The organism is Dietzia sp. WMMA184 (assembly GCF_002441635.1).
GTDB classification, from domain to species: Bacteria; Actinomycetota; Actinomycetes; order Mycobacteriales; family Mycobacteriaceae; genus Dietzia; species Dietzia kunjamensis.
Genome location: NZ_NXEI01000001.1, coordinates 3,572,470 through 3,585,866 on the forward strand (window position 1 = coordinate 3,572,470; position 13,397 = coordinate 3,585,866).

General features: G+C 70.1%; 18 protein-coding genes. 15 read left to right on the forward strand and 3 right to left on the reverse strand.

Translation table 11 applies throughout. The annotated features are described in order from the left end of the window. Positions 1-15: 15 nt before the first annotated feature. The 14 genes from rpsE (at position 16) to rplQ (ending at position 9,379) form a co-directional block, all read left to right on the forward strand. Entirely contained in the window at positions 16-672 is a 657-nt protein-coding gene (rpsE, locus tag CK206_RS16545) for a 30S ribosomal protein S5 (protein ID WP_067716652.1), read from the forward strand. Positions 673-674: 2 nt separating this feature from the next. After that, on the forward strand, positions 675-857 hold the full coding sequence (gene rpmD / locus CK206_RS16550; RefSeq protein WP_067716649.1) for a 50S ribosomal protein L30: 183 nt from the start codon (positions 675-677) through the stop codon (positions 855-857). 2 nt (positions 858-859) lie between these two features. Further along, positions 860-1,309 carry a 50S ribosomal protein L15 gene (gene rplO / locus CK206_RS16555; protein ID WP_067716646.1) on the forward strand — a complete coding sequence of 150 codons (450 nt, stop codon included), beginning with the start codon at positions 860-862 and terminating at the stop codon, positions 1,307-1,309. Positions 1,310-1,515: 206 nt separating this feature from the next. Continuing rightward, a complete protein-coding gene (secY, locus tag CK206_RS16560) occupies positions 1,516-2,838 on the forward strand; it encodes a preprotein translocase subunit SecY (RefSeq protein WP_067716644.1) in 1,323 nt (440 codons plus the stop codon). A gap of 48 nt (positions 2,839-2,886) precedes the next feature. Then, positions 2,887-3,432, forward strand: coding sequence for an adenylate kinase (locus CK206_RS16565; protein WP_069388736.1), 546 nt, complete (start codon positions 2,887-2,889; stop codon positions 3,430-3,432). An 8-nt stretch (positions 3,433-3,440) separates the two neighbouring features. After that, complete coding sequence (map, locus tag CK206_RS16570; protein WP_069388735.1) at positions 3,441-4,244, forward strand: type I methionyl aminopeptidase; 804 nt, start codon at positions 3,441-3,443, stop codon at positions 4,242-4,244. A 119-nt stretch (positions 4,245-4,363) separates the two neighbouring features. Continuing rightward, positions 4,364-4,648 carry a hypothetical protein gene (locus tag CK206_RS20505; protein WP_254050638.1) on the forward strand — a complete coding sequence of 95 codons (285 nt, stop codon included), beginning with the start codon at positions 4,364-4,366 and terminating at the stop codon, positions 4,646-4,648. A gap of 93 nt (positions 4,649-4,741) precedes the next feature. Then, complete coding sequence (locus tag CK206_RS16575) at positions 4,742-5,644, forward strand: lipase family protein (RefSeq protein ID WP_254050639.1); 903 nt, start codon at positions 4,742-4,744, stop codon at positions 5,642-5,644. Positions 5,645-5,815: 171 nt separating this feature from the next. Further along, the gene (gene infA / locus CK206_RS16580) at positions 5,816-6,037 is read left to right on the forward strand and encodes a translation initiation factor IF-1 (RefSeq protein WP_005140011.1); all 222 of its coding nucleotides are present in this window, start codon (positions 5,816-5,818) and stop codon (positions 6,035-6,037) included. A 166-nt stretch (positions 6,038-6,203) separates the two neighbouring features. Beyond that, positions 6,204-6,572: a 30S ribosomal protein S13 gene (gene rpsM / locus CK206_RS16585; RefSeq protein WP_067716635.1), complete on the forward strand. Its 369-nt coding sequence runs from the start codon at positions 6,204-6,206 to the stop codon at positions 6,570-6,572. Continuing rightward, the gene (gene rpsK, locus CK206_RS16590) at positions 6,572-6,979 is read left to right on the forward strand and encodes a 30S ribosomal protein S11 (RefSeq protein ID WP_067716633.1); all 408 of its coding nucleotides are present in this window, start codon (positions 6,572-6,574) and stop codon (positions 6,977-6,979) included. The genes rpsM and rpsK overlap by 1 nt, the downstream gene beginning before the upstream one ends. Positions 6,980-7,001: 22 nt before the next feature. Continuing rightward, complete coding sequence (gene rpsD / locus CK206_RS16595; protein ID WP_067716630.1) at positions 7,002-7,607, forward strand: 30S ribosomal protein S4; 606 nt, start codon at positions 7,002-7,004, stop codon at positions 7,605-7,607. 106 nt (positions 7,608-7,713) lie between these two features. After that, positions 7,714-8,748 carry a DNA-directed RNA polymerase subunit alpha gene (locus CK206_RS16600; protein ID WP_067716627.1) on the forward strand — a complete coding sequence of 345 codons (1,035 nt, stop codon included), beginning with the start codon at positions 7,714-7,716 and terminating at the stop codon, positions 8,746-8,748. A gap of 34 nt (positions 8,749-8,782) precedes the next feature. After that, positions 8,783-9,379 carry a 50S ribosomal protein L17 gene (rplQ, locus tag CK206_RS16605; RefSeq protein WP_067716624.1) on the forward strand — a complete coding sequence of 199 codons (597 nt, stop codon included), beginning with the start codon at positions 8,783-8,785 and terminating at the stop codon, positions 9,377-9,379. A gap of 140 nt (positions 9,380-9,519) precedes the next feature. Here the strand turns inward: rplQ and CK206_RS16610 are convergent, their stop codons facing one another. Then, positions 9,520-10,461 carry an SGNH/GDSL hydrolase family protein gene (locus tag CK206_RS16610; RefSeq protein WP_096907065.1) on the reverse strand — a complete coding sequence of 314 codons (942 nt, stop codon included), beginning with the start codon at positions 10,459-10,461 and terminating at the stop codon, positions 9,520-9,522. A gap of 77 nt (positions 10,462-10,538) precedes the next feature. Here CK206_RS16610 and truA point away from each other — a divergent pair, with 77 nt between their 5' ends. After that, positions 10,539-11,477 carry a tRNA pseudouridine(38-40) synthase TruA gene (gene truA, locus CK206_RS16615; RefSeq protein WP_096907066.1) on the forward strand — a complete coding sequence of 313 codons (939 nt, stop codon included), beginning with the start codon at positions 10,539-10,541 and terminating at the stop codon, positions 11,475-11,477. On the opposite strand, the gene CK206_RS16620 is transcribed toward truA, so the two are convergent. Both CK206_RS16620 and CK206_RS16625 read right to left on the reverse strand, forming a co-directional pair. Next, the gene (locus CK206_RS16620; RefSeq protein WP_244200757.1) at positions 11,474-12,193 is read right to left on the reverse strand and encodes a CPBP family intramembrane glutamic endopeptidase; all 720 of its coding nucleotides are present in this window, start codon (positions 12,191-12,193) and stop codon (positions 11,474-11,476) included. The genes truA and CK206_RS16620 overlap by 4 nt on opposite strands. Beyond that, the gene (locus CK206_RS16625) at positions 12,190-13,350 is read right to left on the reverse strand and encodes an NAD(P)H-binding protein (RefSeq protein WP_096907067.1); all 1,161 of its coding nucleotides are present in this window, start codon (positions 13,348-13,350) and stop codon (positions 12,190-12,192) included. The genes CK206_RS16620 and CK206_RS16625 overlap by 4 nt, the downstream gene beginning before the upstream one ends. Positions 13,351-13,397: the final 47 nt, after the last annotated feature.

A 13,397-nucleotide genomic window follows, 5' to 3' on the forward strand; every position in this document is an offset into this window, starting at 1 on the left:
CGGAAGGACCGTCTGATGCCGGGACGTCAGCGTCGTGACGGCGGAAGCAACGGCCCCGCCGCAGACAACAAGACCACCACCGACAACGCCCAGGGCCGCGGCGGAGACCGCGGTCGTGGCCGGGGTCGCGACGATCGTCGCGGCCGCGACGAGGAGAAGTCGCAGTACATCGAGCGCGTCGTCACCATCAACCGTGTCTCCAAGGTCGTCAAGGGTGGTCGGCGCTTCAGCTTCACCGCCCTGGTGATCCTGGGTGACGGCAACGGCATGGTCGGCGTCGGGTACGGCAAGGCCAAGGAGGTGCCGGCGGCGATCCAGAAGGGATCGGAGGAGGCACGGAAGAACTTCTTCCGCGTTCCGCTCATCGCCTCCACCATCCCCCACCCGATCCAGGGTGAGGCTGCTGCCGGCGTCGTCATGCTCCGCCCCGCCTCGCCGGGTACCGGTGTCATCGCCGGTGGCGCCGCTCGCGCGGTGCTCGAGTGTGCCGGAGTCAACGACATCCTGTGCAAGTCTCTGGGGTCGGACAACGCCATCAACGTGGTCCACGCGACCGTGGCGGCGCTCAAGGGTCTGCATCGTCCCGAGGAAGTCGCGGCTCGTCGCGGCCTGCCGATCGAGGACGTCGCGCCCGCGGGCATGCTCCGTGCGCGTGCCGGACAGGGGGCCTGATCATGGCTAGCCTCAAGATCACCCAGGTCCGCGGGACCGTGGGGACCAAGAAGAACCAGCGGGACTCCCTGCGTACGCTCGGCCTCAAGGGCATCCGGAAGACGGTCGTGCGTGAGGACAACGCGCAGACCCGGGGTCTCATCAACGTCGTGAACCACCTCGTCGTGGTCGAAGAGACGGAGTGAGAATGACCATCAAGTTGCATCACCTGCGCCCGGCTCCCGGGTCGCACGCCGAGAAGATCCGTGTGGGTCGCGGCGAGGGCGGCAAGCGCGGCAAGACCGCCGGCCGCGGTACCAAGGGCACCAAGGCGCGTAAGAACGTCCCCGCGGCGTTCGAGGGCGGCCAGATGCCGATCCACATGCGGCTCCCGAAGCTCAAGGGCTTCAAGAACCGCAACAAGGTCGTCTTCCAGGTCGTCAACGTGTCCGACATCCAGCGGCTGTTCCCGCAGGGCGGCGAGGTCGGCGTGTCCGAGCTCGTGGCCGCGGGCGCGGTCCGGAAGAACCAGCCGGTCAAGGTGCTGGGCGACGGGGACATCTCCGTGGCCGTCACCGTGACCGCCGACAAGGTCTCCGCCTCGGCCAAGAGCAAGATCGAGGCCGCCGGCGGAAGCGTGTCGGAGGCCGGGGCCTGATACCCCGCCCGGCCCGTTCACGGGTCGATGACGGGTGCAGGGGTCGGGTCCGAGAGTCTCGGATCCGGCCCCTGCGCTCGTCTTGATAGAGTTTTCCCGTTGTGCGTTTCGGGGTCGGCGCCCGCCGGAAGGTCGGCCCGACTTCCCCCGGCGCATCTGCTTTCGACGACCGGCGGCCCGACGGCCGACCACGACCAGGAGGACATGTGCTCTCCGCACTCGCGTCCGCGATCAAGGACCGGGATCTGAGGAAGAAGATCTTCTTCACCCTGGGGATCATCATCCTCTACCGGATCGGCGCGCAGATCCCGTCGCCCGGCGTCGACTACCCCAAGCTCCGGGGTCTGCTCGACACGGCGATGACCGGGGACAACGCACAGTTGTTCTCCCTGGTGAACCTCTTCTCCGGTGGCGCCCTGCTGCAGTTGTCGGTCTTCGCGATCGGCATCATGCCCTTCATCACCGCGAGCATCATCGTCCAACTGCTCACGGTGGTGATCCCGTACTTCGAGCAGTTGAAGAAGGAGGGGCAGTCCGGCCAGGCGAAGATGACGCAGTACACGCGTTATCTCACCATCGCGCTCGCCGTCCTGCAGTCCGCCGGCATCGTCGCGCTGGCCGACCGGGGGCAGCTCCTCGGCAACGGCCAGTCCGTCCTGATGGACGATAACATCCTCACGCTGCTCACCATCGTCATCGTCATGACCGCGGGCGCCGCACTCGTCATGTGGTTCGGTGAACTGATCACCGACCGTGGCGTCGGTAACGGCATGTCGCTGCTCATCTTCGCCGGTATCGCGTCCCGCATCCCGGCCGAGGGCGTTAACATCTACCAGAACTCGTCGACCATGAAGTTCGCGGCCGTCATGTTCGCGGTCGTCCTCATCGTCGTCGCCGTCGTCTTCGTCGAGCAGGGTCAGCGCCGCATCCCCGTCCAGTACGCCAAGCGCATGGTCGGCCGCCGCCAGTACGGCGGCACCTCCACCTACCTGCCGCTCAAGGTCAACCAGGCCGGCGTCATCCCGGTGATCTTCGCGTCGTCGCTGATGTACGTGCCGATCCTCATCACCCAGCTGATCCAGGGGCCCGAGCCGTCGAGCGACGGGTTCTGGCAGCGGTACGTCATGCAGTACCTGCAGAACCCCTCCAGCTGGGGCTACATCCTCCTGTACTTCGCCCTCATCATCTTCTTCGCGTACTTCTACGTGGCCATCCAGTTCGACCCGATGGAGCAGGCCGAGAACATGAAGAAGTACGGCGGGTTCATCCCGGGCATCCGCCCGGGCCGCCCGACGGCCGAATACCTGGGCTATGTCCTCAACCGGATCCTGCTGTTCGGTTCGCTGTACCTCGGTCTGATCGCGGTACTCCCCAACGTCTTCCTCGACATGGGCAGCGGGGGTGGAGATCTGCAGAACATGCCGTTCGGCGGCACCGCTGTGCTCATCATGGTCTCCGTGGGCCTCGATACCGTGAAGCAGGTCGAGGCGCAGCTGATGCAGCGCAACTACGAGGGCTTCCTCAAGTAGGCGCGGCCTCGTCCGAGCACACCAACTGTAGAAAGGCTGGTCCCCACCATGCGTCTCGTCCTCCTCGGCCCTCCCGGAGCCGGCAAGGGCACCCAGGCTGCTCTGCTCTCGGAGAAGCTCGGCGTCCCACACATCTCGACCGGTGATCTGTTCCGCGCCAACATCTCCCAGGGCACCGACCTCGGGAAGGAGGCCAAGAGCTACATCGACGCCGGCAACCTCGTCCCCGCCGAGGTGACGAACCGCATGGTCGCCGCGCGCATCGCCGAGCCCGACGCCACCGAGGGCTTCCTCTTGGACGGATACCCCCGCAGTGCAGCGCAGGCGGACGCGCTCAAGGAGATGCTCGGCGAGGCCGGCCACACCCTCGACGCGGTCCTGGAGTTCAAGGTCGACGACGACACCGTGGTCAAGCGCATGCTCGCCCGGGGGCGCGAGGACGACACCGAGGACGTCATCCGGAACCGCATGTCGGTCTACCGGTCGGAGACGGCCCCGCTGCTCGAGTACTACGCCGGTGAGGTCAAGAGCATCGACGCCGTCGGTGAGGTCGACGAGATCAACGCACGCGCGCTCGCCGCGCTGGGTCGCTGACGCCCGCCGTGTTCGGACGGTCCCGCAAGGGCGTGGTCACCGCGCGTACCCCGGGTGAGTTGGACGCCATGGAGGCGGCCGGTCGTATCGTCGGACGGGCGTTGATCGCCGCCCGTGAGGCCGCTGTCCCGGGTGCCACCACCGGTGACCTGGACGAGGTCGTCGAGCAACTGATCCGGGACGCCGGGGCCGTGCCGTCCTTCAAGGGGTACGAGGGGTTCCCGGGATCGATCTGCTCCTCGGTCAACGACGTCGTGGTGCACGGGATCCCCGGGCCCGACACCGTCCTGGGGGACGGGGACCTCGTCTCCGTCGACTGCGGCGCCATCCTCGACGGGTGGCACGGGGACTCCGCGTGGTCATTCGGGGTGGGGACTCTCGCCCCGGAGGTCGCGACCCTCAACGACGCCACGCGGGAGGTCCTCGACGAGGGCATCCTGGCGATGCTGCCCGGGAACAAGCTCACCGACGTCTCGCACGCCCTCGAGGTGGCGACGCGGAGGGCGGAGGAGCGTCACGGCGTCAGCCTGGGCATCGTCGACGGCTTCGGCGGGCACGGGATCGGCCGCGAGATGCACGAATGGCCGTTCCTCGCCAACGAGGGCAAGCCCGGCCGCGGGCCCCGGCTGCAGGAGGGGTCGGTCCTGGCGGTCGAGCCGATGCTCGTGCTGGGCGGCGAGACCGATACCCGGACCCTGTCCGATGACTGGACGGTCGTCACCGTCGACGGGTCGCCGGCGGCGCACTGGGAACACACGGTCGCCGTGACGGTGGACGGCCCCCGGATCCTCACGCCCCGCCCGCGCAGCTGAGGACGCACCGCGACCGGGGTCGCCACTCCGGGGAATCGGAGCGGGTCGACCGCTGACGGTCGCCCACACCGGGTTACAGTGTGTGCCGGTAGTGAACATCTGCTTCGAAAGGTCCCGGCATGCTCGCTGAGCAGGAGTCCGTCGCGCGTCGATCAGTCTTGCGGGGAGCCGTCGCGCTGGTCGTGACGCTCGCTGTCGCCCTCGTCCACATCTCGGGCCCGGGCGTCACCCCCTCCACCGCCCAGTCGGTGATGGAGGGGGGCGCGGGGTCGATCGAGGCGGATCCCCAGCCGGGGCCGTTCTATCACGCGGATCCGCAACACCTCGCGGACGCCCCTCTCGGTGAGGTGATCAACTCCCGGGACGTGACCATGCCGGCGTTCCTCGGATACCGGGTCACCTAGATCGCCTACCGGTCGACCGACTCCCGCGATCGGCCGCTACTGGCCACCGCGACGGTCGTCCGGCCGCACCACGCCCGCCCCGACGGTCCGGTGTTGAGCTACCAGCACTACCTCAATGCGCTCGGACAGCGATGCGCGCCCACCGAGACCCTCGTCCACCCGACGCTGGAGACCGTGCAGGACAACGCGATGGTGTTCCTGCGGACGCGTCTGGACCAGGGATGGACGGTCATCATCCCGGACCACCTCGGTCCGAAGGTCGCCTATCCCGGCGGTCAGTTGTCGGGCCGGATCGTGTTGGACGGGATGCGTGCGGTGCGGGACGACCCCCGCTTCGATTCCAGGCACAGCCGGTTCGGCGCCCTCGGCTACTCCGGGGGCGGCATCGCGAGCGCGTGGGTGTCGCTCCTGCACGACGACTACGCCCCGGACGTGAATCTGGTCGGGGTGGCGCAGGGCGGTGTCCCGACCGACATGACCACGATGGCGCGGATGGTCGGCAACTGGCCGCACCCGGCGTTCGGCCTGGCGTTCGCCGCGGCTGTCGGCATGGCGCGGGAGTACCCGGAGGCGATCCGGCTCGAGGAGAAGCTCACGCCGGACGGGTGGGCGCTCTACAGCCAGCTGAAGGGGCGCTGCACCGCGACCCTGTTGACGGTCGGGGCGTTCCGGTCCGTCCCGATGGTCCTCCGGGGAGGCGACCTCCTGGCAGAGGAGGGGCTGATGCGGGCGTTCGCGGAGAACAGCATCCGTCAGAGCCCGGACGTGCCCCGGGTCCCGGTGTTCATGTGGCATTCCGGGACCGACCCGCTCGTGCCGTTCTGGGACGCGGAGGAGACCGCCAAGCGGTACTGCCGAGAGGGCGCGCCGCTGACGTGGGAGCCGGGACTCGCGCCGGAGCACCTCATGGGCGCGGTGGAGAAACTGCCCGCGGCGATGAACTGGCTCCAGCAGCGCTTCGACGGGGTGCCCGCGGGGCGGGCCTGCTACGTCTGACCGTCGGTCACCGGGACCGCCGAGGGGACGTCGAGCGGGCGGCGAGGGCCCTGTCGGTGCCCGATTGGCGCAGATCCATCACCTGACGTAGGCTTATACGTCGGTGTGCCCACCAGTGCACCGACAATCCGGTAGACGTCACCCGGGGAATCGTGGAGGACCGTAACCAGCATGGCAAAGAAAGACGGAGCCATCGAGGTCGAGGGCCGTGTCGTTGAGCCGTTGCCGAACGCAATGTTCCGCATCGAACTCGAGAACGGGCACAAGGTCCTCGCACACATCAGTGGGAAGATGCGGCAGCACTACATCCGCATCCTCCCCGAGGACCGCGTGGTCGTGGAGCTCTCGCCCTACGACCTGACCCGCGGCCGGATCGTCTACCGGTACAAGTAAGACGCTCAACTCCCCGCACCAGCCGCCGAGCCCCACAGGGGCCGGCGGGATCACACCCTCGGAAGCGGAGGCCGGGGCCCCGGACGGTTGCTCATCGTGAGATGACCATCCGACAACGGGGACGGTCGGGGAGCAGACCTACCGCACGACGAAAGAGAAACGCCACATGGCACGTCTAGCCGGCGTGGATCTCCCGCGCGACAAGCGCATGGAGATCGCGCTCACCTACATTTTCGGCATCGGTCGCACCCGGTCGCTGGAGATCCTGGGGCGTACGGGCATCAGCCCGGATCTGCGCACCAAGGACCTCACCGACGAGCAGTTGACCGTCCTTCGTGACGACATCGAGGGCAACTACAAGGTGGAGGGTGACCTCCGCCGCGAGGTCCAGGGCGACATCCGCCGGAAGATCGAGATCGGTAGCTACCAGGGCCTGCGCCACCGCCGTGGCCTGCCGGTCCGTGGACAGCGCACCAAGACCAACGCCCGTACCCGTAAGGGTCCGAAGAAGACCGTCGCCGGAAAGAAGAAGTAATGCCCCCCAAGTCACGCGCTGCGGGCCCCAAGAAGACGGGCCGTCGCAAGGAGAAGAAGAACGTTCCCCTGGGCCAGGCCCACATCAAGAGCACGTTCAACAACACGATCGTCTCGATCACCGACCCGTCCGGTGGCGTCCTCGCATGGGCGTCCTCCGGCCACGTCGGCTTCAAGGGCTCGCGCAAGTCGACGCCCTTCGCCGCCCAGCTCGCCGCCGAGAACGCGGCCCGCAAGGCGCAGGAGCACGGCGTCAAGAAGGTCGACGTGTTCGTCAAGGGCCCCGGCTCGGGACGTGAGACCGCGATCCGCTCGCTCCAGGCCGCCGGCCTCGAGGTGGGCACGATCTCCGATGTCACCCCCCAGCCCCACAACGGCTGTCGTCCGCCCAAGCGGCGTCGAGTCTGAGCCGGAAGGAACGCACTAAATCATGGCACGTTACACCGGCCCCGTCACCCGCAAGTCCCGCCGTCTGGGCGTGGACCTCGTGGGTGGAGACACCGCATTCGAGCGTCGGCCCTTCCCGCCCGGTCACCACGGCCGCGCGCGGATCAAGGAGTCCGAGTACCGCACCCAGCTGCAGGAGAAGCAGAAGGCCCGCTTCACCTACGGCGTGATGGAGAAGCAGTTCCGTCGTTACTACGAGGAGGCGAACCGCCGCGCCGGCAAGACCGGTGAGAACCTCCTGCAGATCCTCGAGTCGCGACTGGACAACGTCGTGTACCGCGCGGGTCTCGCGCGGACGCGTCGCCAGGCCCGTCAGCTCGTGGCCCACGGTCACTTCCTGGTCAACGACCAGAAGGTCACCATCCCGAGCTACCGGGTCTCGCAGTACGACATCGTCGACGTCCGTCCCAAGTCCACCAAGATGGACTGGTTCGAGATCGCCCAGGAGACCCTCGGCGAGCGTCCCGTCCCGGCGTGGCTGCAGGTCGTCCCGACGACCCTGCGGGTCCTCGTCCACCAGCTCCCCGAGCGCGCGCAGATCGATGTGCCGCTGCAGGAGCAGTTGATCGTCGAGCTCTACTCGAAGTGATCTGTCCCCCCTCGTCGCCGGGCGGGCCGCACACCGCGGCCCGCCCGGCGACGGTGGGTTCCCACGGCGTCAAATAGCGGGCGTCGAGAATCGAAAGAGGTAGCACATGCTCATCTCCCAGCGGCCCACCCTCACCGAGGAGGTCGTCTCCGAGAACCGCTCGCGGTTCGTGCTCGAGCCCCTCGAGCCCGGTTTCGGCTACACCATCGGCAACTCGCTGCGGCGCACGCTGCTGTCGTCCATCCCGGGCGCGGCCGTGACCAGCATCCGCATCGAGGGCGTCCTGCACGAGTTCACTACCGTGCCGGGCGTGAAGGAGGATGTCACCGACATCATCCTCAACCTCAAGGGCCTGGTCGTCTCGTCCGTCGAGGACGAGCCGGTCACCATGTACCTCAAGAAGCAGGGTCCGGGAGCCGTCACCGCCGGTGACATCGTCCCGCCCTCCGGCGTCGAGGTGCACAACCCGGACCTGCACATCGCCACCCTCAACGAGAAGGGTCGGCTGGAGATCGAGCTGGTCGTCGAGCGTGGCCGCGGCTACGTTCCCGCCGGGCTCAACAAGGACGCGGGCCACGAGATCGGCCGGATCCCGGTCGACTCGATCTACTCGCCCGTGCTCAAGGTGACCTACAAGGTCGAGGCTACCCGTGTGCACCAGCGCACCGACTTCGACCGTCTGGTCCTGGACGTCGAGACCAAGAACTCGATGACCGCCCGGGACGCCCTGGCGTCCGCCGGCAAGACCCTCGTCGAGCTCTTCGGCCTCGCCCGTGAGCTCAACGACGAGGCGGAGGGCATCGAGATCGGGCCGAGCCCGGCCGAGGCCGACCACATCGCCGCCTACGGTATGCCGATCGACGACCTGGACCTGTCGGTCCGGTCCTACAACTGCCTCAAGCGCGAGGGCGTCCACACCGTGGGCGAGCTCGTGGCCCGCAGTGAGTCGGACCTGCTCGACATCCGGAACTTCGGACAGAAGTCGATCGACGAGGTCAAGGTCAAGCTCGTGGAGCTGGGCCTGTCCCTCAAGGACGCGCCCCCCGGATTCGATCCCGCCTCGGTCGCCGGCTACGACGCCGAGACCGGCACGTGGACCGACGAGGGCGGCGAGGATTACGCCGAGACCGAGCAGCTCTGACGAGCGCCCGGAACACCATTCCTAGGAGAATCTGATGCCCAAGCCCAAGAAGGGCGCCCGCCTCGGCGGATCCGCCGCCCACCAGCGGCTCATCCTCTCGAACCTGGCCACCCAGCTGTTCGAGCACGACGCGATCCGCACCACGGAGACCAAGGCGAAGCTGCTGCGCCCCTACGCGGAGAAGCTCATCACCAAGGCGCGTCGTGGCACGCTGGCCGACCGTCGTGAGGCCGCCAAGGTCATCCGCGACAAGGACGTCCTGCACAAGCTGTTCGCCGAGATCGGCCCCCGGGTCGCGAACCGCGACGGTGGCTACACCCGGATCGTCAAGCTCGAGAACCGCAAGGGCGACAACGCGCCCATGGCGATGATCGCGCTCGTCACCGAGGAGCTCGCCTCCGCCGAGGCCTCGCGCGCCACCCGCGCCGCGGCGTCCAAGGCGGCCACCGCGCCGGCCGCGGCCCCCGCGGAGTCCACCGACGACGTCACGGCCGAGGCCGAGGCCAACAGCCCGATCGCCGATCAGGTCGAGGCCGCCGACGACGCACAGGTCGACGCCGCGGAAGAGACCGCCGAGGCCGTGTCCGAGGACACCACGCACGCCGAGGGCGAGGACGCCGACAAGGCCTGATCGCCAGCATCGGATCACGCCGTCAGGGCCCCGCCACCGCATCACGCGGTGGCGGGGCCCTCGTCGTCGATCCGGGGTGGCCGCGTGGGATCGGCGCGTGGGATCGGGATTCCAGGCGCGGGCGCACAGGCGCGGTGGGGTCAGAGTCTGTCTGCCACCGCCGCGGCCATCGCGCGCTGGCCGGCCGCGGTCGGGTGCATCGGATGCGAGCCGGTCTCCGCACCGGTGAAGCTGGTGTACCGCTCGTCCGCCGGGGCGCAGGCGTGGCGTTCCCCGGCGTCGTCGGGGACGACGATCTCGGCGCCGGCCCGGACGGCCGCGTCGGTCACCGCGCTGTTGACCCGGTCGGTGACGGCCCGCGTCCAGGTGACGTCGCCGGGGCTGACGCGTTCGGTGAAGTCGCAGCCGCCGTCCGGCGGTACGAGTGGCATGTACGCGGTCACCACGATGCGGGCCGCGGGGGACCGCTCCCGGATCCCGGCGTGGACCGCGTCGAGACGGGCCCCGAGCCCCTCGAGTGACGACGAGACCCCCGCGTCCAACCGCTCGCGACACGGCGCCCCGTCGGTGGCCCTGGGCGTCTGCACCACGCACCCGGCGATCGCGCCGAACCCGATGTCGTTGCCGCCGATGGAGAGCGTCACCAGGTCGGTGTCCGCGGTGAGGGCATCGAACTGCGGTGGTGTCTGCGCGATCTGGGGCACCGTCATGTCCACGGTCCTCGCGCCGCCACACGTGACGTCCACGAACTCGGCGACGTCCAGCTGCTCGGCGAGCACCGACGGGTAGTTGAGCGACGAACGCAGGCACCCCGCCGGCCCGCTCGTGGGGGCGCCGGTCGGGCCCAGGGCGGCGAACGAGTCGCCCAGCGCCACGTATCTCCCGATCGCCGGCCCGGCCTCGCTGGCGGTGTCGGTACTGGTGGTGTCGGTGGTGGTGGTGCCGGTGGCGGCGGCACCGGCCGCGGCGGGCGGGGCCTCGTCGTCGTCGCCGGGGGCACAGGAGGACAGGGCGAGGGCGACGGCCGCGCCGACGGCGAGGAGCGCGGCGCGGTAAGGGGACGGGGACGGGGACGTGGACATGGTCCCCATCGTGCCGGAACGGCCCGCGGCGGGCGGTGTGGCGGGCACGCGCGGCGGTGGTCTAGCGTCTGTAGGCCGTGAGCATTCGCCGGATCCGCCTGGACGTCGCCTACGACGGCACCGATTTCTCCGGCTGGGCGCGCCAGCCCGGGCTGAGGACCGTGTGCGGGGTGCTCGAGGCCGAACTCGCGAAGATCCTGCGCAATCCCGTCGTCCTCACGGTCGCCGGTCGCACCGACGCCGGGGTGCACGCGCGAGCGCAGGTGTGCCATCTCGACGTGGACCCGCAGTGGCTGGACCAGCGCTCGCTGGAGGGACGCCCCGAGGCGCTCGTGCGTCGGCTCGCGCGGCTACTGCCGGCGGACATCGCGGTGATGGACGCCCGGTGGGTCCCGGACGCGTTCGACGCCCGGTTCTCCGCGCTGCGCCGGCACTACGAGTACCGCCTCACCACGGCGCCGTGGGGGCCCGAGCCGACCCGCGCCCGCGACACCGCCGCCTGGCAGCGCGGCGCCGACCTCGACGCGGTCCGCGACGCGTCCGAACGGCTGCTGGGGCTACACGACTTCGCTGCGTTCTGCCGTCGCCGGGAGGGCGCCACCACCATCCGTGAGCTGCAACGCTTCGACTGGCGTGCCGAGCCGGACCCGCGCGGCGAGGACGCGCCGGGGGCCGCCGAGGTGTGGACGGCGTCGGTGAGTGCGGACGCGTTCTGCTGGTCGATGGTGCGCAGCCTCGTGGGCGCAGTGATGGCCGTGGGGGAGGGCCGGCGCAGCCCCGACTGGATCAGCGGGCTGCTCACCGAGACCGAGCGGTCATCCGCGGTTCCGGTCGCGCCGGCGTGCGGACTCGCCCTGGTGGGGGTGGACTACCCGGCCGACTCCGACCTGGCGGCGCGCAACCTCGTCACCCGCGAGGTGCGGCCGGGGCCGGGCGGGGCGGCGGGCACCGATGACGGAGGCGGGCCGGGCGCGGCGTCCGGGACGGGGTCCGGCGCGGGCTGCTGTGGGGACTAGACCGGCGCCGCGTCGAGGATCGGGCCCAGGGCGAACAGCATGACCATCGACCACGCCACGTGGGTGATCGCCGGGCCCAGCACTCCGCCGGTGGCCCGCCGCTGGACGGCGGTGACCAGTCCCAGGATTACGGCCGCGAGGACGAGGAGTGGGATCCCCGCGGTGGCCGTGACGGTCGCGTAGATCACCGTCGTCGTGAGGATCGGCCGCAGGTTGGCGACGGCCGAGTACACGGCGCCGCGGTGGAAGCACTCCTCGGCGATGCCGTTGACCGCGGTGAGGAGCGCCACCAGGACGAGGTTGCCCACGGTGGCGTGGTCGAGCAGGGCGTCGACGGGGTCGCGCAGCGGCTCGATCCTCGCCACCACGAGCCCGCCGAGGCAGAACACCACGGCGAGCGCGGCGGCGGTGAGCACCGACGACAGGACGGGCCGACGGGGCCGGTACGGTTCGCAGCCCACCCGGATCGGCCCGGAGGCGAACGCCCCGCCGAGCCACACCGCGGCCAGCAGTGCGGTGGCGGGGTAGAACATGGCGTCGCCGGCGGGTATCCGTAGCGCCCACGCGTTCACCGCCGCGCCGACGACGAGGGTGACGACGACGACGAGGACACGCCTCCGGCCCGGCCGCGAGGGCGCGGTGTCCATCTCGCCCGATCGCAGCGCCCGCAGGTACCGGTGGGTGGGCGAGGCGGGCGCCTCTCGCTGGTCGCTCATCGCCCGCCGCGCACACGCCCGATGGTGGGCGGGCGGACCCCGGCCCAGTCGGCGTCCGAGGGCAGCAGGCGCGCGGGATCGTCCAGCGGGTCGGCCCCGTCCCACAGCGGCGGGCGGGCCGGGCCGTGGGGGACACGCAGGGCCTCGCGAAGCGCGTCCCGGTAGCTGGTCCGCCCGCCGGGTGGGGGTCCGAGCACCTCGTCGGCGTCGTCGACCAGCACCACGGCCTCGCAGCGCAGCGACTCCACCAGGGGCTTGGCCAGGCCGGGCTCGAGCGGGGTGACCAGTCCCATCCACAGGGAGGACAGCTTGGGCGTGAGGACGGGGACCGGGACCATGAGGCGGCGGCGCAGGCCGGCCTCCTCGGCGTAGATCTGCATCATCTGGCCGTACGTCAGCACGTCCGGGCCGCCCACGTCGATGGCCCGTCCGCGGGCGAGGTCGCCCTCCAGGGGCACCGTGGTGGCCGCGGCGAGGTAGTGCACCACGTCGCGCACGGCGATGGGTTGGATCCGGTTGCTGACCCACTTGGGCGTGACCATCCCCGGCAAGCGGGTGGTGAGGTGGCGGATCATCTCGAACGAGGCGGAGCCCGACCCGATCACGACACCGGCCTGGATCACGAGCGCGGGAACGGTGGACTCCAGCATGATCCGGGCGACGTCGGCTCGGGAGCGCAGGTGCGGGGAGAGGTCCGTCTCGTCCTCCGGGTGGAGGCCGGACAGGTGGACGATGCGCTCGATGCCCGCCTCCTCGGCGGCCCGGACGAACGCCTCGGTGGTCTCGTGCTCCTCCCGCTCGAAGTCCTTGGAGTCACCCATCGAGTGCACGAGGTGACAGGCGACGTCGACGTCGCGCAGGGCGGAGCGCAGCGCGTCGGCGTCCCCGAGGCCGCCGGAGTGGATGGTCACCTCGTCGCGCCACGGCACGTCGTCGAGGCGCTTCGGCGTCCGGGCCAGCACGGATACCTCGGCGCCGTCGGCCAGTAGCCGGGGAACGAGACGCGACCCGATGTACCCGGTCGCGCCGATCACGAGCACCCGCGGGCCGCTCCGGCCGTCGTGGCCGGGACGGAGCTGCGGGCCGGGCCGCCGCGTCGGCTCCGTGCCCTCGGGCGTACCGGAGGAGAGCCGGGCCAGATCATGTGGGGTGGTCATACCCACGACACTGCCAGCGTGGGCGCGCAGGCGCACCCGCTTCAGGC